Annotated in this window: 16 protein-coding genes and 1 pseudogene; 4 read left to right on the plus strand and 13 right to left on the minus strand. The window is 56.3% G+C overall.

What is annotated here, in order from left to right; genetic code table 11:
- A partial coding sequence (locus tag K0P03_RS34855) for a replication initiator protein A (RefSeq protein WP_272792203.1) occupies window positions 1-1,221 on the plus strand: 1,221 nt, incomplete at its 5' end.
- 620 nt (window positions 1,222-1,841) lie between these two features.
- Entirely contained in the window at window positions 1,842-2,162 is a 321-nt protein-coding gene (locus K0P03_RS34860; RefSeq protein ID WP_053190917.1) for a hypothetical protein, read from the plus strand.
- Between the two features lie 78 nt (window positions 2,163-2,240).
- Here K0P03_RS34860 and K0P03_RS34865 read toward each other — a convergent pair whose 3' ends face one another.
- The 3 genes from K0P03_RS34865 to K0P03_RS34875 all read right to left on the minus strand — a co-directional run bounded on the left by K0P03_RS34865 (window position 2,241) and on the right by K0P03_RS34875 (window position 9,023).
- Entirely contained in the window at window positions 2,241-4,964 is a 2,724-nt protein-coding gene (locus tag K0P03_RS34865; protein WP_272792204.1) for a cadherin domain-containing protein, read from the minus strand.
- A 448-nt stretch (window positions 4,965-5,412) separates the two neighbouring features.
- The gene (locus K0P03_RS34870; RefSeq protein WP_272792205.1) at window positions 5,413-6,597 is read right to left on the minus strand and encodes a calcium-binding protein; all 1,185 of its coding nucleotides are present in this window, start codon (window positions 6,595-6,597) and stop codon (window positions 5,413-5,415) included.
- Window positions 6,598-6,716: 119 nt separating this feature from the next.
- Window positions 6,717-9,023, minus strand: coding sequence for a capsular polysaccharide export protein, LipB/KpsS family (locus K0P03_RS34875; protein WP_272792206.1), 2,307 nt, complete (start codon window positions 9,021-9,023; stop codon window positions 6,717-6,719).
- Window positions 9,024-9,443: 420 nt separating this feature from the next.
- Between K0P03_RS34875 and K0P03_RS34880 the strand changes: the two genes are divergently transcribed.
- Entirely contained in the window at window positions 9,444-10,190 is a 747-nt protein-coding gene (locus K0P03_RS34880) for a sulfotransferase family 2 domain-containing protein (protein WP_443020647.1), read from the plus strand.
- A gap of 27 nt (window positions 10,191-10,217) precedes the next feature.
- On the opposite strand, the gene K0P03_RS34885 is transcribed toward K0P03_RS34880, so the two are convergent.
- The 3 genes and pseudogenes from K0P03_RS34885 to K0P03_RS35755 all read right to left on the minus strand — a co-directional run.
- The gene (locus tag K0P03_RS34885) at window positions 10,218-11,810 is read right to left on the minus strand and encodes a class I SAM-dependent methyltransferase (RefSeq protein ID WP_272792208.1); all 1,593 of its coding nucleotides are present in this window, start codon (window positions 11,808-11,810) and stop codon (window positions 10,218-10,220) included.
- 13 nt (window positions 11,811-11,823) lie between these two features.
- On the minus strand, window positions 11,824-12,075 hold the full coding sequence (locus K0P03_RS34890) for a hypothetical protein (protein ID WP_272816006.1): 252 nt from the start codon (window positions 12,073-12,075) through the stop codon (window positions 11,824-11,826).
- 45 nt (window positions 12,076-12,120) lie between these two features.
- Window positions 12,121-12,456: pseudogene (locus tag K0P03_RS35755) on the minus strand (class I SAM-dependent methyltransferase); the annotation flags it as partial.
- Window positions 12,457-12,749: 293 nt separating this feature from the next.
- On the opposite strand from K0P03_RS35755, the gene K0P03_RS34900 reads away from it, so the two are divergent.
- On the plus strand, window positions 12,750-13,826 hold the full coding sequence (locus tag K0P03_RS34900; RefSeq protein ID WP_272792210.1) for a hypothetical protein: 1,077 nt from the start codon (window positions 12,750-12,752) through the stop codon (window positions 13,824-13,826).
- A gap of 65 nt (window positions 13,827-13,891) precedes the next feature.
- Here the strand turns inward: K0P03_RS34900 and K0P03_RS34905 are convergent, their stop codons facing one another.
- The 7 genes from K0P03_RS34905 to K0P03_RS34935 form a co-directional block, all read right to left on the minus strand.
- Complete coding sequence (locus K0P03_RS34905) at window positions 13,892-15,055, minus strand: calcium-binding protein (protein WP_272792211.1); 1,164 nt, start codon at window positions 15,053-15,055, stop codon at window positions 13,892-13,894.
- A gap of 223 nt (window positions 15,056-15,278) precedes the next feature.
- Window positions 15,279-15,587 (minus strand): hypothetical protein, encoded by a 309-nt coding sequence (locus tag K0P03_RS34910; RefSeq protein ID WP_272792213.1) that lies wholly within the window; start codon window positions 15,585-15,587, stop codon window positions 15,279-15,281.
- On the minus strand, window positions 15,587-16,270 hold the full coding sequence (locus tag K0P03_RS34915) for a ParA family protein (RefSeq protein WP_272792214.1): 684 nt from the start codon (window positions 16,268-16,270) through the stop codon (window positions 15,587-15,589). Before K0P03_RS34915 ends, K0P03_RS34910 begins: the two co-directional genes overlap by 1 nt.
- 420 nt (window positions 16,271-16,690) lie before the next feature.
- Window positions 16,691-17,419 (minus strand): HEPN domain-containing protein, encoded by a 729-nt coding sequence (locus K0P03_RS34920; RefSeq protein ID WP_272792215.1) that lies wholly within the window; start codon window positions 17,417-17,419, stop codon window positions 16,691-16,693.
- Between the two features lie 157 nt (window positions 17,420-17,576).
- Window positions 17,577-18,557, minus strand: a complete 981-nt coding sequence (locus tag K0P03_RS34925; protein ID WP_003501092.1) for an ExeA family protein — start codon at window positions 18,555-18,557, stop codon at window positions 17,577-17,579.
- The gene (locus K0P03_RS34930) at window positions 18,554-20,206 is read right to left on the minus strand and encodes an IS481 family transposase (protein WP_003501095.1); all 1,653 of its coding nucleotides are present in this window, start codon (window positions 20,204-20,206) and stop codon (window positions 18,554-18,556) included. Before K0P03_RS34930 ends, K0P03_RS34925 begins: the two co-directional genes overlap by 4 nt.
- Window positions 20,199-20,801, minus strand: a complete 603-nt coding sequence (locus tag K0P03_RS34935; RefSeq protein ID WP_003501098.1) for a recombinase family protein — start codon at window positions 20,799-20,801, stop codon at window positions 20,199-20,201. Before K0P03_RS34935 ends, K0P03_RS34930 begins: the two co-directional genes overlap by 8 nt.
- Window positions 20,802-20,852 lie beyond the last annotated feature (51 nt).

Genomic DNA, 20,852 nt, shown 5'->3' on the forward strand with positions numbered 1-20,852 from the left:
ATGAAGGCTCCTCGCTTCTCAATTATGACACGCGCTGACTTCAGCGACCTGTCCCTGCATGAGAAGAACACCTATCTGCAGACGCTCGCCGATCAATATGCCGACCAGAACGAGCGGGAACGGATCAAGCTCGACAAGGACGCCCTCAGCCGGCTGCGCCGCTACTACAGCCGCCGGGTCTGGGCCGATCTGAAGCTGGAGAACCTCGGTGACAGCAAGATGGACATGTTGTTGTCCAGGCTCGGTGAGGCGATCCGTAACGAATCCATCCAGGCCGACGTCACCGCAGCCCTTATGCAGGAGACGACGCCGAAACGCATCCTGCGCACCGCGCCGCAGGACGACGCGCAACTGATGTTCTTCGTGCCGACGATCTACGATGCGCCGCTGAAGGACGACGTACACCTCATGGATGTCGCTCCTTTCTCGCTCAGCAAGAAGGCGAACAAGGGCATCATCAAATACGAGCTGAAGGACAGCCTCATCACCATCGAGGGCGGCGCAGAGACAGGCCTTGCAACGGTCTTCGACTACGACATCTTCCTCAACATGGTGTCCTATCTCGCCGACGAGGTAAAAAACTATCGCAGCAGCGAGGCAAAAGGCCTCAGGCCAAGCCTGCCGCCGAAAACCTATCGTCCGAGCGCCTCCCATATCCTGAAATTCTGCCGACGCTCGGACGGCGGCAAATCCTACGAGGATCTCGAGGCCGCGCTCGACCGGCTCGCCAACACCACAATCAAGATGGTCAACCTCTCCGGCGGCAAGCGCCGCCAGGTCGATAGCCGCCCGATGATCAGCGGTTACAGCGTCGTCAGTCGCACCGGCGCCAACCGCATAGAGACGATCGAGATCAGCATCCCCGACTGGGTCTATACCAGCGTGGTGCGCAACGAGCGGACACTGCCTCTCCTCACTCTCCACCAGGACTACTTCCTGATCAGCTCCGGCCTTGGCCGCTTCATCTACCGCCTGGCACGCAAAGCCGCCGGCAAGACCGAGGCGACCTACAGCCTGAAGGAACTCTACAAGCGCAGCGGCTCCACCCAGGAACTGCGAAAGTTCTCCTACGACCTCCGGGAGTTCGTCACTCGCACCCTCGCCTTCCCGATGCCGGAATACGATCTCTCACTCGAGAACGGTAAGGATGGATCAATGCTGTGCATGCGCTACCGCAACGAAGGCGACCTGCCGCTCTCCCCTCTTCTCGCCGAGCTCTAATTTTTGTCGTGGCTCCGTACTTGGCCGACGACAAAAATCAACAGCTCGCCGTACATCGCCGACGACAAAATTTTGTCCCCGATCCGTACATTACCGACGACAAATTTTTGTCGCCCTGCCGTACATCACCGACGACAAGTTTCCCTGAGTATCCCTTGGGACAGGTAGTCAGATTTTGTCGAAAACCGTATTTTGCCGACAATTTTCCGTACATCGCCGACGACAAACCGTACATTACCGACGACAACCCGTACATCACCGACATCTAATAGAAATAAGTCATTGTTTGAAAAATGAAAAATAGAATTTTTTGCGTCTAAAACTTATTAAAACTTATAAAACGACCTAAAACGAGGCTGAAGGCCTCATTTCAAGAGAGAATTTATGATTTTTGTCGGTCAAGCTTTTCTCAAAAGGGGAAAAGAAAGCTCCCAAATTCGGTCGCGCTTCATGATGAAATCAGATTTTTGGCAGTGTCAGGGATCTCACTAGGTTTGAATGAATCAGATGGAAGGCCTTCGCCGAGAAGGACGATCCTTCTATAATGCCATGCAATGGCCTTGAGAACAGACCAGTCTGACGATGGCCTGCCTCAAGGCAGCAACGATACGAGGCACAGGATGAACCAGGAACAGACAAGCGAACCGGAAAAGAGCTGGCGGTTCCTCTGGGAAATGAAGATCGCCGCTCAATCGGTTTCAGAAGTGTATGTCAGCCTCGACGTTCTGGGCGGGCACTATGTGAAGATCGCGCCCAAGGATTTCCTGGATGCGATAAACGATATGCAAGGGGTCAGCGATACGCACCCTCATCCCCGGCGATTTCAGTTCACCATGGAACGGGATATCCTTTGGGTTCATTCCTCGATGCCGCCAAAGAATGGGCCGCCTGCGCAAAATGAAGGCCAGCAGAAGGAAAGCTCTGTCCCACTGCAAAGTTGAGAGCGCAGCTAGAAATCAAAATATTCAGAAGGACAAAACGCCGCCCCATAGGGGCGGCGCTTCCGTTTTAAGGTGGGCTTACAGAACGAAGTAATCCTTCAGGAAGGTCGTGCTGCCAGCCACCTGGATGGCAAAATCCGCATTTCCGTCGCCATCGACATCCCCATAGATGAAGGTGTCGGACGCCGTCTTCTCGATGCGAAGCTCACCGGCTGTCTTGGAGAACTGCTCCGAACCGACGAAGGAGAAGGCCTGGTTACCAGAAACCTTGCCATTGGCGTCGATGCCTGAAAGGTCGATACGATCACCGGCCTTACCGTTGAAATCGAGGATCGTATCGCGGCCGGATGTCTTTACTGTCGAGTTGGCGAGCGTGTTGAAGACGAATACATCCTTACCTGCGCCGCCGGAGAGCAGATCAGCACCATTGCCACCTACCAGCCGGTCGTTTCCAGCACCACCAGAAATGACGTCGTTGCCGTCGCCTCCACGGAGCTTGTCGTTCCCCGCGCCACCTTCGACCTGGTCATTTCCAGTCCCGCCATAGATGTCGTCGTTGCCTTCACCGCCATAGAGCTCGTCATTGCCCGTGCCGCCGTAAAGGATGTCCTTACCAGCGCCGCCATAGATGACATCCTTGCCGGTTCCACCGAAGAGCTGGTCGTTATCAGCACCGCCGAAAAGTTCGTCATTGCCCGTGCCGCCGTAGAGAACATCCTTACCAGCGCCGCCATAGAGCTGATCGTTGCCGGTTCCGCCAAAGAGCTGGTCATTGCCCTCGCCGCCGTTGAGGATGTCATGGCCCGCTTGGCCGAAGAGCTTGTCATTGCCAGCGTGGCCCAGAATCCGGTCGGAGCGGCTGGTGCCCGGGAGGGAGTCGTTTCCGGTCGTCCCTTCGATGATATCGGAGACCTCGGGTTCGCCGATCGTGACGGTCCCGTCAGAGAATTTCAGCTTCTCGATGCCTTTGACCGTATCGACGCCGTCATTGCTGCCGGTGCGCTTGTCCGTGACCGTCCAGGTACCGTTCTTGTTCTCGACCCAGGTATAGTCGGCCTTTGCGCCGTTCAGCACGAACGTGTCTTCGCCAAGGCCGCCGTCGATGACGTCGTTGCCACCATTGCCCTTGACCGTATCGTTGAAGCGCGTGCCGACATAGGTGTCAGCGCCCTTCGAGCCGACAACATTCTGGGCATACTGCCTGAGCTGTTGAAGAAAAAGCTCGAGGCGAGTGGCATCAGCACTGCCACCCGCCATGAATGCATTCATGAAATTGCGAACCTCACCGTTGGCGTCCGCATTTGCGTCGTTGGCAAACTTGAGACCAGTGATACGGAGCAGGACGTTTCCACCGGTAAAGGAGCCGTCGCTCTTGAACGAGCCGGTACCTCGTGTGCCATACTCAATTGTATTGATTTCGCCGGAGATCCGGTGAGTGTTGATATCATATCCGAACGAGCCACGTGCCGTGACATATTTGGATGACGCGCCATCTCCATAGCTGAAGAAGGCTTCCTTCCCACTGTAAAGGGTTTTGTCATTGTCGAAGGTCGGGAAGCCTCCAGTCGTGCCAGCGAGGAACTGCTTCAACAGGAAGGTGTCGAAGGTAATGCCGTCCGAACCAGAAGCATCCATCGTGATGGTGCCCTTGGATTGATCCGAGTCGTCAGCGACGTCACCAACAGCGACGGTGAATGCCTTTTCGACTTCGTTGACGCCATCGGAAACCTTGACCTTCACCGTGTGGCTGGTGGTCGTTTCGTAATCGAGCGCGCCGGCGACCACGAGCTGCGTTTCACCACTGTTGTTGGTAGCGAGCTTAAATTTGCCACCAGCATTATCGGTGAGCGTATAGGTTAGCGATTTGCCTTCCGGGTCGGTCGCCGAGAGCGTGCCGACTACAGTATCGACGGCTGCATCCTCGTCGATGCTCGACTTCGAAAGGGCAAGACTGTTCGGCGCCTGGTTGGCCGCGCTGATGACCAGTGTCGTGTCGGCGAACTTGACGTTCTCGATATTGGTCAGCGTGTCCGTGCCATCTGAGGTCCCAGATGTGCGCAGGTCCTTCACCGTCCAGGTGTCATCCTGATTCTTGGTCAGGCTGTAGTCGGCACGGTTGCCGGTAAAGACGGCCGTGTCGTCGCCACCGCCGCCATCAATAGCGTCATCCCCGGCATTGCCCGTGGCCGTGTCGTCGTTATTGGTTCCGACATAAGTGTCTTTTCCAGCGGAACCTAAAAAGTTCTGAGATTTAGCTGAAAGAAGATCATAGAAGAGTTTCAGGTTCGCGGTTGAATGCGATTCAGCAACTTTATGAAGGAGGTAGACAAAGTTTGATGTGCTAAAATTTGTTCCTGGCGCGACGTCGATGTCAAAACCGGATATTTTAAGCTCTCCTGAAAATACAGATAGAAAATCTGCAGCCGAGGAGCCTGTTGCCGGGGATGTCTGGTCATCCTTTATGAAGCCAAATGTAAAACTATCAATTTTACCCGACATGTCTCCATGATTGTAGGGATTTCCGCTCGGGTCATTCCCCGTATAGTGGAGCTTATCGTATGATAAATCCTGGCCTTCAATGGATATGCTCTTGTTCAGGCTGTCGGCAAAGGCGTAGCCCATAATTGAGCCGCTGTAATTGTCGGACCCTCCATAGTATCCCTGGACAGAATTTGCTAATCCAGTAAAGAAATCGATGATGTAATCGGACGCTTGCGCATTGTCGGCGCCTTTGTTTGTGCCGACGTTGACGCCTGTTGTTCCTGCGTTAGACGCATCAATTGTAATTGCAGTGCTAGCCATTGATAAAAACTCCACAGAAAAGCGCGCGCTTCCTGCATTCAGCGCGGCTATAAAACTGATCTGGGCTAGTACTGAAGTGTAGTTTTCAGCACCCCCGACAGTGAAATACTGTGGGAAATGGCTTAAAGTGCCGATGTAATTTTGCGATGCGTTTCGGCATACCGGCGGGACTCCAAGTCTATGAGGGGCAAGCGACGAAAGGGAATCCCCTTAAAGGAAGTACCAAAGCGACCCGTATTTTCGGTAGTCCGCGACCGCCAAAGGCATTTGGCGACGGATAAATATTATGAATAAAAAAGTCAACATTATCTGCGCTAGATGCCTTCGCCGGGTTATGCCCACGCGAAAGTGTCCCGATTTGAAACGTTAGTGCTCTTCGTCGTCATCGTCATATGTCATGACATGATACGTCGTCCGGCGAGGAATGAGACGCTTCTAATCCCTGCGGCTACAGGAACCAGTCGGCGCTGACATCGCCAATGACGATGCCATTCAGCGTGATGGAGCCGCCGCCGGACAGTTCCAGCACCGCATCGCCGTTTTCATTCTCAGCAACCGTATAGGTTTGCCCACTAAGCGCGATGGCGTCACGGCCGACCTCGAAATCGCTGATGATGTCGTCACCGTCGTTCTTACCGAACAGGAACGTATCGATGCCGACTCCACCAGAGAGGACATCGTTTCCGAGGCCGCCGTTCAGAATATCCTTTCCAGCACCGCCGGTGAGCGTATCGGCGCCCATGTTCCCGAAAAGCTGATCGTTGCCCGCGCCGCCTGAAAGCGCGTCATTTCCCGCCCCGCCATGCAGTTTGTCATTGCCTACACCGCCTTGCAGCACATCGTCGCCGTTGGCGCCTTTCAAGAGATCGTTGCCTACGTCACCTTGTATGGTGTCGCTGCCTTCCCCACCAAACACGGAATCGTGGCCTGCGCCACCGAACAGGAGATCATTACCTTCCCCACCCTTGACGGAATCGTCGCCGGCGCCGGCATAGATCGTGTCGTCACCCTCTTGGCCATAGAGCGCATCGGCGTGGTTGCCGCCGCCGATGACGTCGTCACCGGTGCCACCCCGAATGGTGTCGTTGCCGTTGCCGCCGAACACGGCATCATTTCCGGCCCCACCATTCATGACATCCGCGACACTCGAGCCGCGCAGAATGTCATTGCCATCCGTGCCGGTGACGACTGGCGGTTTTGGCGGTTTTGGCGGGGTATAGTGGTAGTCCCAGTCGAAGCGGAGCTTGATGAATTCCTCGGCGCCTGGGGCGTCGGAGAGATTGTTGAAGCCCGTTCCCAAATCATAGCTGATGTTGATGACGCTATCCTGGATAATGGTCGCCCAAGTGGCTTGTGAGATGGTGAGATTTACAGTTATCGGTGATGCAGGACCAAAGGCTCCATTGTATTGTTGCCCCGTGTATGGACCGAAAGTGACGCCTTCGATGTTTACCGTTAGCGCCTCTGTGCTGCCTCCGACATCGAAGTCACCGAAATATTCGAGAGTTATATTTACATCACCGGTTGTCGATGTGGGAGTTCCCGAAATTTCACTCGTAAAGCCTGGGACGAGCCCATTGGGGCCGAAGGTGTTTCCAAATCCGGTCTGATCATCCTGAAACGAAACGAGCATTGTCCGCTACTCCAACATTGGATTTCGCGGGCACAATTGCAGAATGCAACCAATAGTCAATGTCGGTGCTTTTACTTAACCAAATATAGGAGGCTTTGGTTAAGGGCGATATGGTCCCCTTATCCGGGAAACAGCATCCTGCCGATGAACCTGTAGCCAGGTTTTTTAAGGGACTGAAAAAACTCTACCGGGCCGGCGTCGAACTTGCGACGGGCGGAGGAGGAGCCGAAACGGCGGATGAAAAAGCGGACGACCGGAACCAGCGGTCGGCGCAGGCGGCTGATTTTCTTCGCCTTAATGGCCGGTGGCCGTATCACGTCGGCGCGGGCAGCCAGATAACTTCTCCTGCCGAAGGGAGCCAGTTGCCGCAGGCGGCCAAGGGCGATCTCGTGTCCCTTCCAGCGCAGCATCGTGATCATGACGTCCTTGTAGCCGTGGCTCTTGCGGCTTTCGAACTCGACGATGTGGTCCGTCGCGATGAATTCGGAGTACTTGCGCTGGGTGAACCAGGCTGCGATCCGTTGAACCAGGGTGTCGTCCGGTGCGCGCACGGCGCCCGATTTGAAACTGGCAATGCCCGCCTCCGCAGATGTCACATGATATCCTGCGCCGGAAAGGCTGTAGAAGGCATTTCCGAGCGTTATCGTTGGCTTACCGTGCAGCAGAGCCAGAAGCCCAACGCCGGAATTGTAGCACAGCACGACGTCGGCATGATCAATCAGGAAATGGATATTGTCGGCCCGGTCGGCGATGACGACGTTATCGGTGCGCGGGAGTGCATCCAGTTTCGAGAGCGGGTGCGGCTTGATGACGAACGTCACATCCGGGTTGGTTTCGACAAGACGCGGCAGGCTGGCGGCAAAATCGTGGTAGTTCTGCTCCCCCTTGATGAACTGGGTGACGGCCATGTCGTCATCGAGCTGGAGCGGGATGAGGCAGACTGGCTTTCCGGGCTGTTTCGTTTGCTGGTATTTTTCGGCGGTAGCGGCATAGCCGTCCATGGCTTCCAGCGTCATGGACCCTTCGCGCAGGCGCGCGATATAGGCCCGGGCGACGTCCAGATCGGCGCTCGAGAACATTTCCCGGTCGAAAGCCTCCTGCGAATAGGACGGTGAGGCATAGGAGACGTCGTCGGCATAATAGACGGTGTTTGGCAAGGCGCCGCGTTCGATGACCACCACGTCCTTGCGGAGTTGCCGGGCGAGCATGACGGCGCCGGCAAAGCGGCTATGACTTTTCATGTAAGGGTTGAAGATGGCAACGCCGTCGAGCGTTCCATCCGTCAGCCCTCCCGTCAGCGCAGCGATCTCTTCGTCCGTTTCTCCGAAAACGGGCACAAGCTCGAAGCCGGTAAGCCGCAGCGGCAGGAAATAGCCCCAATGGTGGCGGTTCTTGCAGATGCAGGCGAGTTTCTTCGCGCGCGGCAGGAAGTCGACCTCCAGCAACCGCTCGTCCTTCCCGACATAGACCTCGGTCGCTTCTGAAAAGCGGCTGCGCTTCCAGTCGTTGTTCGTGTACCAGTCGGAGCCTTTGTCCTTCGGGTGCCAGAGATGGAACGTCTTCAAGCCGAGGGATTCGGCCGGCAAGGCGAGCGCCTCGAACAGCCGGCGGAAACCGCTATAGGTTTTCTGATGGAAGAAGGAGGCCTTGCCGGGCCCGAAGCAATCCTCGGTCGGTTCGGCCGGCATGGGCAGGTGTTTGACGTGCTGACCGTATCGCAGCAGAAACTCGAAATCTTCCGATCCATGGCCGCGAAAGCTGGAATCGTAGCCACCGAGATAGGAAAACAGCTTCGAGCCGATCAGGAAGACGTTGCTATACGGGGCGATGAACTGCCCCTCTTTGGGCTCAAAATTCTCGAAATAGCTATAGAAGGACAGTTTCTTCAGGTAATCCGACCGTGCATCGAAATCGGCAAGATTGAAGAAATTTTCGGTCTTTGGCTCGGAAAGATGAAAAGCAGGGATGTTGAGCACGAGGTCGAAGACACGGGTGGCATCGATGGTGTTGATGATGTCGACGAGCCTGCCGAAATGGTCCCGTTCACTGAAGAAATCAGGATCGGCAAAGTAGATGAAGGGCGTGTCGGCGGCCGCAAAGCCGGCATTGCGCGCTGTCGAAAGGGAAAAGATGTCCGTGTCGTCTACGTGGAGGTACGTGTAGCCCTTGTCGGTGCAGACCGTTCGGATCTGCGCGGCCTGAGGAGCGGGCGAACCGAAGTCGACGATGATGATTTTCGGTGCAGGGACGTAATAGTCGCCCATCAGTGCGATGCGATCGATGACCCAGGGATTTCCCGCGTGCCAACGTACGCAAAGCACCATCGAAATGTCCGAGGGGCCGATGGGTTTGCGCGGATCGAGATGCACGTCATGCACTTTCTGGTCGGAGATGGTTGGAGCCGGTGAGAAAACTGGCAGTTCCATGCACTTCATTCCGTGTTGATTTAAAGGCCGCGCATCCTGCAGCAGCTTTTGTCTCGTCATCGAACGAGGGCAGCACAGCCGGGATGGCCGCACTTACCACAGGCTCCGGGTTTCTGAAAACTGATCAGCATGGCCAAGAAAAGGGAAACGGAACGTTCGCCGGCTTAACCCGCAGAAGTCGGGCGCCGGCTAACACAGGCCAAGCCGCTCCCGGCGAGGCTGTGTAGGCTTCCAAGTATGGATTTATATATATTTTATAGAATTCAAATATATCTATATGATCCATGGCTTTTTTACGGGATCTCCGCTAGAAATAACGATTAAAACCCCTGCCTGGCAGACTAACTCGCTGCGATTGGGAGGGGCGACCCCAATATATTGAAATGCAGGGATGATGATTTGGTCGTAACGGTAGATAATGTGAAGGTCGCCTATTTTCCTGTGCCGAAGGCAGCGAATACTTCTATGAAGCATCTTCTCCATAACATAAGAACCGGCGAAAAATACATTGGCGTACGCGACGAAGCAAAGGGAACCCATCGTCACATTCACAAGGAGTATGGAACTCCAAAGTTTTCTAGTATAAACCCTAAAGAGTATCGAGGCTTCTTTAAGATTGCCATCGTTAGAGACCCTGTTGATAGAGTTATCTCGGCGTGGAGAAACAGAGTTGTGCATCATAAGGAGCTTGAAGGAGTTAAGTCGGCGAGAAAAATTGCAGAATTAGGAATAAACCCAAAGCCAAGCCTTTCAGAGTTCGTTTATAATATAGAAAGTTATAGGTCTGCGAGCAGTTCTATTGAAATTCACACTGATTCTTTGACGGAATTTCTTGGGTCAACCAGATCTTACTATGACATAATATTTGATATATCGGAATCTCGTCAGATAGAACTTTTCTTCTCAACGTTGACTGGCGAGCCGAAGAAGCTGCCACGAAAACAAGTTGGCGGCCCGCCAGCCGATCGTGACGAATTGTCGGCCGCGCTAATTAGAAAGCTCGAAAGCGTTTACGAAAATGACTATCAGGTTTTTGGGCATGCTTTTGGAAAGCAGTCGGACGATGAGACAATCGTCAGATTGGCGGAAAAACACAAAGCTTCGCTCAATGGTTTCTTCAAGCGTTTTACATGGGGCCAATGGGCCAAGAAAACACCCAATTTTTAAGGCGGTTATGATGCTGCGTATATTGCCTTAACCTGTCTTCATGAGAATGAGCCGGCAAAGATGTGGGTTCTCGTTAAGATGGGGCGAGAAACCGATCCCCTCCTCCCGCTCAACGACCTGGAAGCCGAGTTCCGTCATCTGCCTTTCGATCAGTTCGGGGCGAATGAAACGACGGCCGTCCAGCTTCCTGTTTTTTTTCAGGGGTTCGTCCTGATCTGTACGAAACTCGAAGGCGATGGTGTCCCCTGCCCTGAGCTCCCGGGCGGCGCATTCAAGGAATTTGTCCTGGTGGATACGCGTGATCGCATGAAGTAGGAAGCGGGCGTAAAGCGTGAGTCCTCCCTTGTCCCGGGGAGGCCTTGCTGTGTGAAGGAGGGTCTTGAGCGTTTCGGGGTCCGTTATATCCCCGTGTTCGAAGGTGAGGACAGGCCGCCGGCGGAAGAGGTTCAACAAGGAGCGGACGATACCTTTTGATGGCGGTGGCATCACACGAGCCCTGGCCGTCTCGATCGCGACACTGCAATTGTCGATCCCGATCACGGTTGGCCGGATTGCCGACAGGGCAAAGCTATCCCTGCCATTCCCACAGCCGACATCCACGACATTGCGCCGCAAGTAGCCGGAGCGGGAAACGAACCCCTCAAAGGATGAAGGCGATAGGATCCCGCGGCTGTGGCAGTAGTAATCCATCCAGTAGATCTTCCACCGGTGATATGGCTTGGCATACCCCTGTGGAAACTTTTCGGTTCTGTCGAGGTTCCAATTATGGCCCGGGTTGGGGATCTTCCAGTGCGGGCCGTAGATATATTCGACAAGCGCCTCCGTATCGGCGATAGCCGGGACCTTGCGCCCAGCGAGATCGATATCGACATGGCCCCGGAAGTTGCTCTTCATAAAGGGCTTTACGCCGCAGACCCCGAAGGGCAGCAGGAGCTTTCCAGTCTCGTCAAAAAAGGTATGAAATATATCGATCGTGACATTGGTCTTCGGATCCGTCACCCAGATGCAGGACAGCTTGCACGCGACACGATAACCATGACGCGACAGAGCTTCTGCCACCTCAACGACCTCCGCCACCACCTTGTCGGGATCGATATGGTTCGAGATGTAACCGGCGTCGAAGTCGTGATCGTGTCCGATGAAGTTGCTGTTGCGGTAGGCGCCGAGCAGCGTTCCGTACAGGACGAAAAGCTTCAGGCCTTTCGTCGCTAGGATCGCGGACATGCCATCGAACAGGGCGAACATGTTGTTTTGCCAGACCGTATCGACGGTTTTCGAAAGCTGAAGCTTACCTTTTTCGTTGAAGACATGGCCAGCTTCAAGCTTTTCCCTGAGATCCTCGAGGCTGAGTTTCGGAGTGTCTGCGAAGCTCGGCGCTGGCAGATCCGCGGTTACGTCGTTTGCCCGGATCTGCAGGCGAGCTTCATTGCCGAGGTAGGACCAGATGGACGAAAGGTTGAAGCGGAACGTTTGCCCGCCCTGATCTGGTGCGGGTATGCCCCAATTGCCGGCCAAGGGAATACCGTCTGCCAGCAACTGCAGCTTTACCGGGCGCTCTCCGGCCCCTCGGAGGAGGCCTGAGATGATAGTCGGGCCGAAATCCAGTATGTCGATCTTCACGGCTGGACTCCCGCTAGGCCCTGCGCATCAGCACCCGGGCGATATGCGCGTCGTCGTTGCGGTACTTCGCGTAGCCGAAACCTTCCGTAAAATAGGCCGGAGAAAAGCCGAACTTTGCCGCACGGGACAGGAAGTCGAGTGGCGGAATGAAGCGGCGATAGTGGCTATCGGTGACTTTCGTCTGTTGGGCGTCCCGGTCGGTCCGGAACTCGATCGCCAGGAGATCGAGGTTCTCGAGGCTGGCGGCCGTTTTGAGGAAGGCCAATTCTGCCTCTTCAGGGATAGCATGCAGGAAGAAGCGGGCATAGACGACGATCCGACCTGTCGTAGCGGCCGAAATTCTAGCGGACAGTTCCGGGTCATCGACATTGCAGCAGAGAAAGGAAGCCCGGTTGATACCTCTTTCTTCCGCCGTGCGCTGGCAAAGCGAAACAGCGGCAGAAGAGGCGTCGACACCAAGGACATTGAAGCCGGCATTCGCAAAGAAAAGGCTGTCGCGTCCGCTGCCGCAACCGACATCAACGATGGTGGAATCCGCCCCAACTTCCAGCGCGACGAAGGCTGCGAATTGTGAGGGAATATTAGGAACTGGAGATGTCCGTGCGCCGTAGTATCGATTCCAATATTCCGCTGTGGTTTCTGTCATAAAACTCTTCCAAGAAGGTTTGCACTTACCGAAAAGGTGCAGGAGGCGGGGCGTTTCAGAAGATCATTTCTGAGGTTCTCTTCTCCAGCATTTTACTGCCCAGTGGAAGTATCTTTGTCATAAAATTGTAACATAAAGTGGATGGGAGACCGGCGCGCGCCACCGCCCGATCTTGCGTGTGCAGCAGTTTCTGCCGCTCGTACGGGCGGCTCACCAAAACAGGTGACGTGATGGCCCTACCCCGCTATATCGCGCGGCATCGGCTGGTTCGTTCTTGGAAATGGTAGGATCAAGTGCTTTATCTTTTGGCGGGCAACGGTGCGCCCAATTTCGGCGATGAGCTGCTTGTTCAGTATTGGCTCAGGTTCTATCGGGAGCTTGGTTATGGCGGGCCGATCACCGTAGATGGCAAGGGTGCGGCGGCGACGGCCGCGCTCCTGCGGAACTTCGCAAATGTCGACTATGTTAAGACCATTCCGCGGCATACCGATGGGGTGGAAGGCTCGTATGCGAGTTTCTACGAGCAGGGCGTGGAATATGCCCGCTCCAACCTTTCCAGATTTAAGGGGGTTCGAGGCTTCCATTTCCTCGGCGGGGGATATGCCTGCGCCAACTGGAAGAATGCCACGCGGCTGCTGGGCGCTGTCGTCGAGATCGGCCGGCTCCTGTCGGTTCCGGTTGTTGCGACCGGCCTTGGCATAGCACCGTTCAAGAAGGTTTACCCTGTCGGCGCCGCGGCTTGGCGGAACATTGTCGAAGGCTGCCAACTCTTCGAGTGCCGGGATTCGGCTAGTGTTCATGCCTTGCAATCGATCATCGGAACCTGTCCCTCCTTGTCTGAAGGATTGGATGATGCGTTCCTCTTCCCCGTTCAGACTGTCGGCCATTCTGGAAAATGGTTGCATCTTTCAGGTTTCAGCGCAAAGTCCGTGCTCGGGCCGACGGGAGAGGAAGGGCCGAAACTGTTCGATCAATTCGACAAGGTCGTGTTTTGGGCCTGCTCCAATGGAGACGCAGAACTGTACCAGGCGGTGGCCGCGCAGTTTCCGCAGGTCGAGATGCTGGACAATGACCGTCTTTTGAACGCGGGCCTGCCACTGAAGGCCGATGACTTCATGCTGACGGGGCGGTTCCATCCTCATCTTCAGGCGGCACGGGTCGGCTTGACCGGCTATTATACCGCGCAGTCCGACTTCTATCGCATGAAGCATGGTTTGGTGACTGAACTCGGTTCGAACTTCCGTCAATTGCGGAGCAGTCTCGATATCTTCACGATGCCGGAGTGTGAAATCCGGCATAGGGACAAGGAACGCGTGGAGCAGAAGAGAAAGGTCGCTATGCAGGTGGCCAACCTTGTTGGGCTTGTATAGCCCGCAGGGTCGTCGCAGCCGGGAGTGTCAGGCGGGCGCGTCGACCCTGCGTAGTTGAGCTACACTCACAAGAACCAATCGGAGCTGACATCTTCAAGCGCGATACCAAGGAGTGTCACGCTTCCGCCCCCGGACAATTCAAGCACTGCGTTGCCATTTGCATCTTCAGCGGCAGTGTAGGTTTGTCCGTTGAGCTGAATGGTATCGCGGTTCGCCTCGAAGTCGCGAATGATATCATCACCTTCCTTCTTTCCAAAGATGAACGTGTCAATGCCTAGGCCGCCGGAAAGCTCGTCGTCGCCCAGACCACCGTTGAGCGCATCCTTGCCCGCGCCGCCGAAAAGTGCGTCGTTACCTTTGTTGCCGAACAGTTCGTCATTGCCGATACCGCCGGAAAGTTTGTCGCGACCTGCGCCTCCATAGAGTTCGTCGTGGCCGCCGCCACCGTTCAGCACGTCATCGCCATTTGCGCCTTTCAAAAGGTCGTTGCCGACGCCGCCCTTGAGGGTATCGTTCCCAGAACCGCCATAGAGGAAGTCATGGCCTGCGCCGCCATTGAGGAGGTCGTTTCCAACACCGCCGTATGCGATGTCATTCCCGTCGTCTCCGAAGATAGTGTCGTTGCCCTGTTCGCCGTAAAGCGCATCGGAATGGTTGCCACCGTTGATTTGGTCGTCACCCAGGCCGCCTTTTACGATGTCGTTGTTCCCGCCGGCGGAAATTGTATCGTCCCCCAAAAAGCCATTGATGATGTTTTTCCCATCAGTGCCGTTCAGAATGTCGTCCGCTTTTGTACCTGAGACTTGGGTGGGCGATGGCTCTCCGGGAGACGGTCTCTCCCAGGAAAACTTCAATTTAATAAATTCATTGGGGTCCGTGTCGAGATTGTCCACCTCTGGGCCCATTGTATAAGTAATTCCAATGGTACCATCCTTTATTATATTTTTCCAATCGGCTGATGATATTGTTAAATTTGAAGTTGTATATTGGGACTGTATCCCTTGAAATGTTCCTAAATCATATCCGTCGATGCTTACTTTAAACCATTCGTCTGGATATAGATTTGTTAGGTCGCCAAAATCCCCAAGAAAATCGACCTGGACTTCTGCGTCTCCGGATGTATTCCTTGTTACGGAGATGAGCGTGTCCCCTATGACCTTATTTCTCGAATCCCCCGTGTCGGCAAACCCTAGTATCTCGCTTGTTACTTCGGTCGATATCGTACCCATAGTAGCCTCCAACCGATGGTGAGTTGTTGGAGAAATCTAAGAGATTACGTAGCGAGTAACTTAGTTGCGTATGCGTCTAATCTGCGCATCTGTTTGCCGTAATAGGGCGCAAAACGGAACAAATAGGACGTAAAGGGTGTAGGCGGCTGGCGGCAAATCGCGACGGTTTGGCTTATATGGCTTCTTCCCCCTACCCAGTATTGTCGATTAGAAGGGGGAGCATTCAAAATCCCGCCTTTCGCATCAACTCGTCCAGTGCCTCACCGTAGGACATACCAGTGTCGTTGCAATATTGCTTGAACCTGTTGATGACATCGATCGGCGCACGCACGAATGCCTGGTCCAAAGGTTCGCTTGTCTTGCGTATGCGCTTGATCCTCTGGACCGGCTCGCGGCTTTGAAAGCCCACACGCTCAGCCGCTCGGTCAGAGGCGTCCTGTTCGGACTGCGGGGGGGCTCTTTCGGGGGAGCGAGGGGTGAAGTCCGAAAGGTCGAGTTTTTTGGCCTTCCCAAAACCGAGGTCGTTGGACATTACGCCGCCCTTTCCGCTGAATTACGACGGAGAATATCGAGCACTTCCCCCGTCAATTGAACGGCATTGTCGATTGCAGCCTCCAGGCCATTTACCTGCCGAGCGTCGAGTTCGAAGAGGCTGAGCCGCTCCATGAACATGGCGTTATAGGCCTCGCGGCGATAAAGATGGGTGCCGAGAACCGGCAGATCATTGCTTCGCATCTGATCGGCGATCTCTCGCTCGATGCGCCGTGTGAATGGCGGAGGGCTTGTGCGATTGAAGGCGAGTGTGAAGTTCAGCTTGCGCCCGATGTCCTCCTCGCTTTCTTGCACCAGGCCAACGGCGCGTGCCGCCTGCTTGGCATCGAGGGCGCTGCCGCCCAGCGGGATCAATGTGAGATCGGCCCGGATGATAGCCCGTGAGGCCAGGCGGCTTGCTGTGCCTTCGAGATCGACGAAGACAAACTGCGCCTCGGCTGCGGCGGTGTTGATGAGGTCGCGGATATTGCCTTCTGTCGCCTCGCTGATGACCTTGATTGGAAGATTGCTCTTTCCCGTTCGCCAGTCGGTGATCGGTTTGTTGGGGTCGGCATCGATGATCGTGACAGATCCGCCCTGCTGAGCGAGGGTCGAGGCTATAGCCAGGATGGTCGTGGATTTACCCGCGCCCCCCTTGGGATTGGCTGCACACACTACCGGCATGTCTCGTCTCCTATTGATTATCAAGCATACTTGATAGCTTGAATGCATGAATGATTTCTGAAAGCTATCAGATAGCATTCGTATCGCAACTGGATAGCATTTAGATTGCAATATGAATGCTATCTGAAATCAATATCATTTGATATCTACACCGATATCATAGCTCATGCTCCTGCATGGAAAGGGTGAAGTGCCGCGGCTTGGCGGCCTGGGCCGCTGGCAGTCAGCGAATAGGTGGCTATGCGGTTAAGCGCATCGCTCAATCAATAAGCCATTGAGCGATCGGGCGCTTAACCGAACTCCGGTTTAGTGAGGCGGCGTGAGCGGCACTCGCGAGGAGGCGAACACGTTTCCACGCCACGCTATAGAGAGCTGGAGGGGCACTAGTGAAGGCTTCGGTGCACGGCATCTGGCTCGTACTCAAGGTGCGCCCGGTTTGTTGCCGTCGAGTCGCTCCGTGCAGATCTTGGCCACGGTTTTTTGCAACATGGTCACGCGATCGATCAACCAGACCAATTCCTCGCCGGTTATTTCGTAGGCCGGGGAATAGCGCGCATCGACATAGGCACGATCGAGACGGGCAAAGCTCCGCTTAGCGAACCGGCTATCGCGCGGCCAAATATCGATGAGCTGCGGAGCGATCCTTTCGGCCTGGGAGCGAAGGAAGGTTAGCTTGTGGGATTTTGGGCTGTAGAGGGCGAGAACGAGCAGGGTGCAATGATAGAGGCGTTCGGTAGCTTGGTGGAGTTGAAAGGCGGCTAGGTTAAGGTTCCCCCGGTCGCGATAGAAGGCTGCGCCTGCCAGCAGCTCGGCCGTATCCGGAAACCATTGTTCGAAGTACTGCTGCGCGAGGTCTCGGGTTGCCTCCGGGGTCAAGGTCTTGGGTGAGGTGAGGGGAAAGCCGGAGGCCTCGTAGAGCACCACGCCGTCGCGGGCGATATCGACAAAGAAGGGGCGGCCCTGGGCGAGCTGGTCGTTCACGTCCTGATAGCTGTGGACGATGAAGTTGACAGGCGTGGCAAGTTGGCGGGTAATGGTCAGCTCCTGCAAGAACCGCTCGCCGGCCTTCTCCCAAGCGTCATATTGTTCGGCAAAGCGCTCCTCGTTGACGATGATGAGAAGGTCATAGTTGTAGCGGCTTGCCAACATAAGCGCCTCTGCTCGCAAACATCGGCATTTTCTGCTCGAATTATCTGACAATGGAGCGGGCGTCGTGCTCACGCTCCCTGCCAATGTGCTCGCAAACATCCGGGTCTGCTTGCAAACATCCCCCACGTGCTCAGATTAATTGCCAGCGACGGCATGGTCAAACCGGGACGCCTGCCTGTCGTAGTTGCTCGGTCAGCTGACGGGAATATTCGGGATCAAGGGTGCCCGCCAGGAAGGCGCGGATATCCGACGGCCGAGCATTGAGGTGCGTGACCAGAGCCGTCGCATCGTAACCATTTCGGGTCAACGTCGGTTCGAGATCGTCGATGGCGCGGGACAGGACCTGCTCGACGATTTCGGCGGTAACCGGCTTGGCGCCGAGGCGAAAGCCCTGCTCGAATGCGAGGGTGAGATGCATCTCGATCTGAAGCGGCGTGCGCAAACGTTCGGCGATGAGGTCGATGGCTTCTTCCTCGAGGAGTTCGCCAACCTTTACGCCTTCGGCCGCACAGGCGCCAAGCAGCCAGGCAACATAGTCGCGGCGCGCGGAGCCGATCCCCTCGTAGTCAAAAATGGTCGTGCGGTAGCCAATCTCCTCCATTTGCGGCCGGCGCAGATCATTGCGCAACCGGGGATGCCCGACAAGAAGTACGGAAAGGAGCACGCCGGCGTCGGCGACCACCTCCATCAGTCGCTTCAGGCCGGTTAAGGTCTTGTGGTGCAGGTCATGGGCCTCGTCGACCACGAGGACGATCGGCCGTTTGCCTTTTTTCATGATGTCGCGCAGGTCGCGCTCCCGGCGCTCGGCCTGCTTGGGGATCTTGACCTGCGCACGATCGCCGGGAGACAAGTCGTAGAACAGGGCTTCAATGAGCGATGGCAGCGAAGTGCGCCGCTTGTCGACCGCCAGCGATTTGGCGAGTGCGACCTTGCCGGCTTTGGTGAGTTCGGCCTCGATGCGGCGCAAAAGGTGGGTTTTCCCCGAACCGACCAGGCCGGAGACCACGACAAGCCGACCGGTCTGGACGGCCGCACACACCTCGCGGATGATCGTGCGCTGATGCTCGGTCTCAAAGTTGCCGGCCCCTTGGAAAGGCCGGTCGAGGCCGTAACTGGATTGAACGTCAGCGAGCATCATTCTTCCTTTCTTCGCGCCTGGAAGCGTTCGCGGATACGGGCCGCGATCATCTTTTTGTCGAGTGTTTCTCCAAGCAGTTCATTGATGAAGGCGCGGTCACCGGCATTCATCGCGCCGATCGGCCGGCCGAGCTGGTCGGCGATGGCCCCACGGGCTGCGAGGCCATTTGGATAAGCGGTCTCTATTGCGGGTTCCGGAAACGGTGTCCGCCGTACACTCAGCCCAGCCGTGGTCGGGGGCAGCGAAGGCAATGGACGATCCCCGCCGGTGACCGCGGCGCGGGGGAGCCCAAGTTGGTCTGCCAGGCGCACCACCTTGTCGAGCCGCTCTTCGAGCTTGCTCTTCTGGTATTTGCGATAGCGAAAGAGGGGAACCGCCCCGCGCGAAGGTTGGAATGGACCGAAGCGCTTGCCCTCATGCTCGACGAACAGTTCCTGATCGAACAGGCCCCAGAGCAAGGTCACCGTTTCGCCGGCAAGTTCGGGCTCGACCTCATAGGATGCGCCTTCGACCGATACGGTCGCGTCTCCAGCAACCGTCCGTCGTTCCGGTTCGCGCGCAAAGGCGCAGAACCGCTCCCAGGAGCACATCGCCCGCACCCCGTCAGGAGGAAGATGCCGCAGCCAATCCTCGATGCGTGCATGAGACTCTGTGCGATGGTCGCCGTTATTGTAGGTGACCAAGGCGCGCCTGAGCCAAAGGTTGGCTTCCTCTTCGTCCTTCGGCTTGTGGAAATGATAGAGGGTCTCGTGCACTTCCTTGATCGTGCGAAACGGCCGCTCGACCTTGCCTTTCGCTCGCGCCGGCGTGCGCCGCTCGCTGTCCGACGGGGGCATATGCGTGAGAACCCGGACACCAAGGCTACCCATGACGGACTGGAAAACGCGCGAGCGGCTCACCGGCCCGTTATCCATATGGATGGTCGTTGGAATCCCCTGAAGCGGCAGTTCCGGTTCAGGCTTGGCGGCGAAGGCATTGTAGAGAAAGCGCAAGGCGGACTCCGCGTCCTCGCCGTAGACGGAGCGGTATTCCTGATAGCTCGCGCCGGAGCGATCATCGACCACGGAGAACAGCATCAGCGTCGGCCGGCCGCGCCCTTCCTCGACCCAAAGCGGCGCTTCCACCTGCTTCAGGTCGGACGGGCTCATGTCGAAGTGCCAGAGTTCGTTGGAACGCCGCGCCTGGAATCGGACGGCAGCCACCGGGCGGGTGACGCGCGCATAATCCAGGCCGGAAACACGCAGCAGCCGATCGACCGTTGCGCGTTTCAAGATGCCGGGCGGTGCACGGACCAGGCCATCGGGCGTCACCACGCCGTCTTCCTCAAGCAGCTTGATGGCGCGCGCCGTGGAGATATGCCGCCCCTTCCGGTTCGCCGTTCTGATCTTCAGGGCCGCGATGATTTCGGCATAGGTTTCCATCTCCGGCTGCGGGGCGATCCGGGAGGTTCCGTGATCGGCGCGCCGTACGGATTTCGGGCGGTTCAACTCCCGCAGCGCCCGATACAGGGTCCAGATCGAGATGCCGTAGGCATCGGCGGCACGAGCAACAATCTCGGTACGGCCTGGATCACGGGGAGAAAGCAGCGACAATCGGCGTCGAAGATCGACAAGAGCCTCTCCGGGCGGCCGCTTTCTCCGCTCAGCCATGGACGTCCTCGGATTCCACTGTTTTGGGAGAGCCACCCTTCTTGCCGATATGACGATAGAGGGTTGCAACAGAAACCCCCATGCGCTGCGCAATATTGCGTACCGGTATGCTGCCTTCCTTCATCAGGGCGCGCGCCGCGGCAATATCGCCCGGGCGCATCGCGGGCGGGCGGCCACCCTTGCGGCCACGTTGCCGCGCCTCGACCAGTCCAGCCGTCGTGCGTTCGCGGATCAGAGCACGTTCGAACTGGGCGATCGCACCGAAGACATGGAAGGTCAGCATGCCGCCCGGCGTCGTCGTATCAATGCTCTCGGTCAAGGACACGAGCCCGATCTTCGCGCGCTCCAACTCTTCCGCCGTCGCGATGAGCTTCTTTAGCGATCGCGCCAACCGATCGAGTTTCCAGACAACGAGCGTGTCACCAGTGCGAAGCACGTCGGAGAGAATTCGGCCCAATTCCGGGCGGTCATCGCGAGCGCCTGACCCGCGCTCGGTAAACACCTTCTCGCAACCGGCGCGTCTCAGCGCCTCAAGCTGAAGCTCCGGATTTTGATCGATCGTGCTGACCCTGGCGTACCCGACCCGCATAGCCATCCAAATGTTCTTGAAAGTCGTTGGACACATAGCATTTTGCGACAACCGTTT

The sequence above is a fragment of the Shinella sp. HY16 genome, from assembly GCF_028534175.1.
GTDB lineage: Bacteria > Pseudomonadota > Alphaproteobacteria > Rhizobiales > Rhizobiaceae > Shinella.

Bases quoted from the DNA above. Each gene is read 5' to 3' on its own strand.
- K0P03_RS34860 (WP_053190917.1), top strand. From the start codon at position 1,842: ATGAACCAGGAACAGACAAGCGAACCGGAAAAGAGCTGGCGGTTCCTC.
- K0P03_RS34865 (WP_272792204.1), bottom strand. From the start codon at position 4,964: ATGGCTAGCACTGCAATTACAATTGATGCGTCTAACGCAGGAACAACA.
- K0P03_RS34870 (WP_272792205.1), bottom strand. From the start codon at position 6,597: ATGCTCGTTTCGTTTCAGGATGATCAGACCGGATTTGGAAACACCTTC.
- K0P03_RS34875 (WP_272792206.1), bottom strand. From the start codon at position 9,023: ATGGAACTGCCAGTTTTCTCACCGGCTCCAACCATCTCCGACCAGAAA.
- K0P03_RS34905 (WP_272792211.1), bottom strand. From the start codon at position 15,055: ATGGGTACGATATCGACCGAAGTAACAAGCGAGATACTAGGGTTTGCC.
- K0P03_RS34910 (WP_272792213.1), bottom strand. From the start codon at position 15,587: ATGTCCAACGACCTCGGTTTTGGGAAGGCCAAAAAACTCGACCTTTCG.
- K0P03_RS34915 (WP_272792214.1), bottom strand. From the start codon at position 16,270: ATGCCGGTAGTGTGTGCAGCCAATCCCAAGGGGGGCGCGGGTAAATCC.
- K0P03_RS34920 (WP_272792215.1), bottom strand. From the start codon at position 17,419: ATGTTGGCAAGCCGCTACAACTATGACCTTCTCATCATCGTCAACGAG.
- K0P03_RS34925 (WP_003501092.1), bottom strand. From the start codon at position 18,557: ATGATGCTCGCTGACGTTCAATCCAGTTACGGCCTCGACCGGCCTTTC.
- K0P03_RS34930 (WP_003501095.1), bottom strand. From the start codon at position 20,206: ATGGCTGAGCGGAGAAAGCGGCCGCCCGGAGAGGCTCTTGTCGATCTT.
- K0P03_RS34935 (WP_003501098.1), bottom strand. From the start codon at position 20,801: ATGGCTATGCGGGTCGGGTACGCCAGGGTCAGCACGATCGATCAAAAT.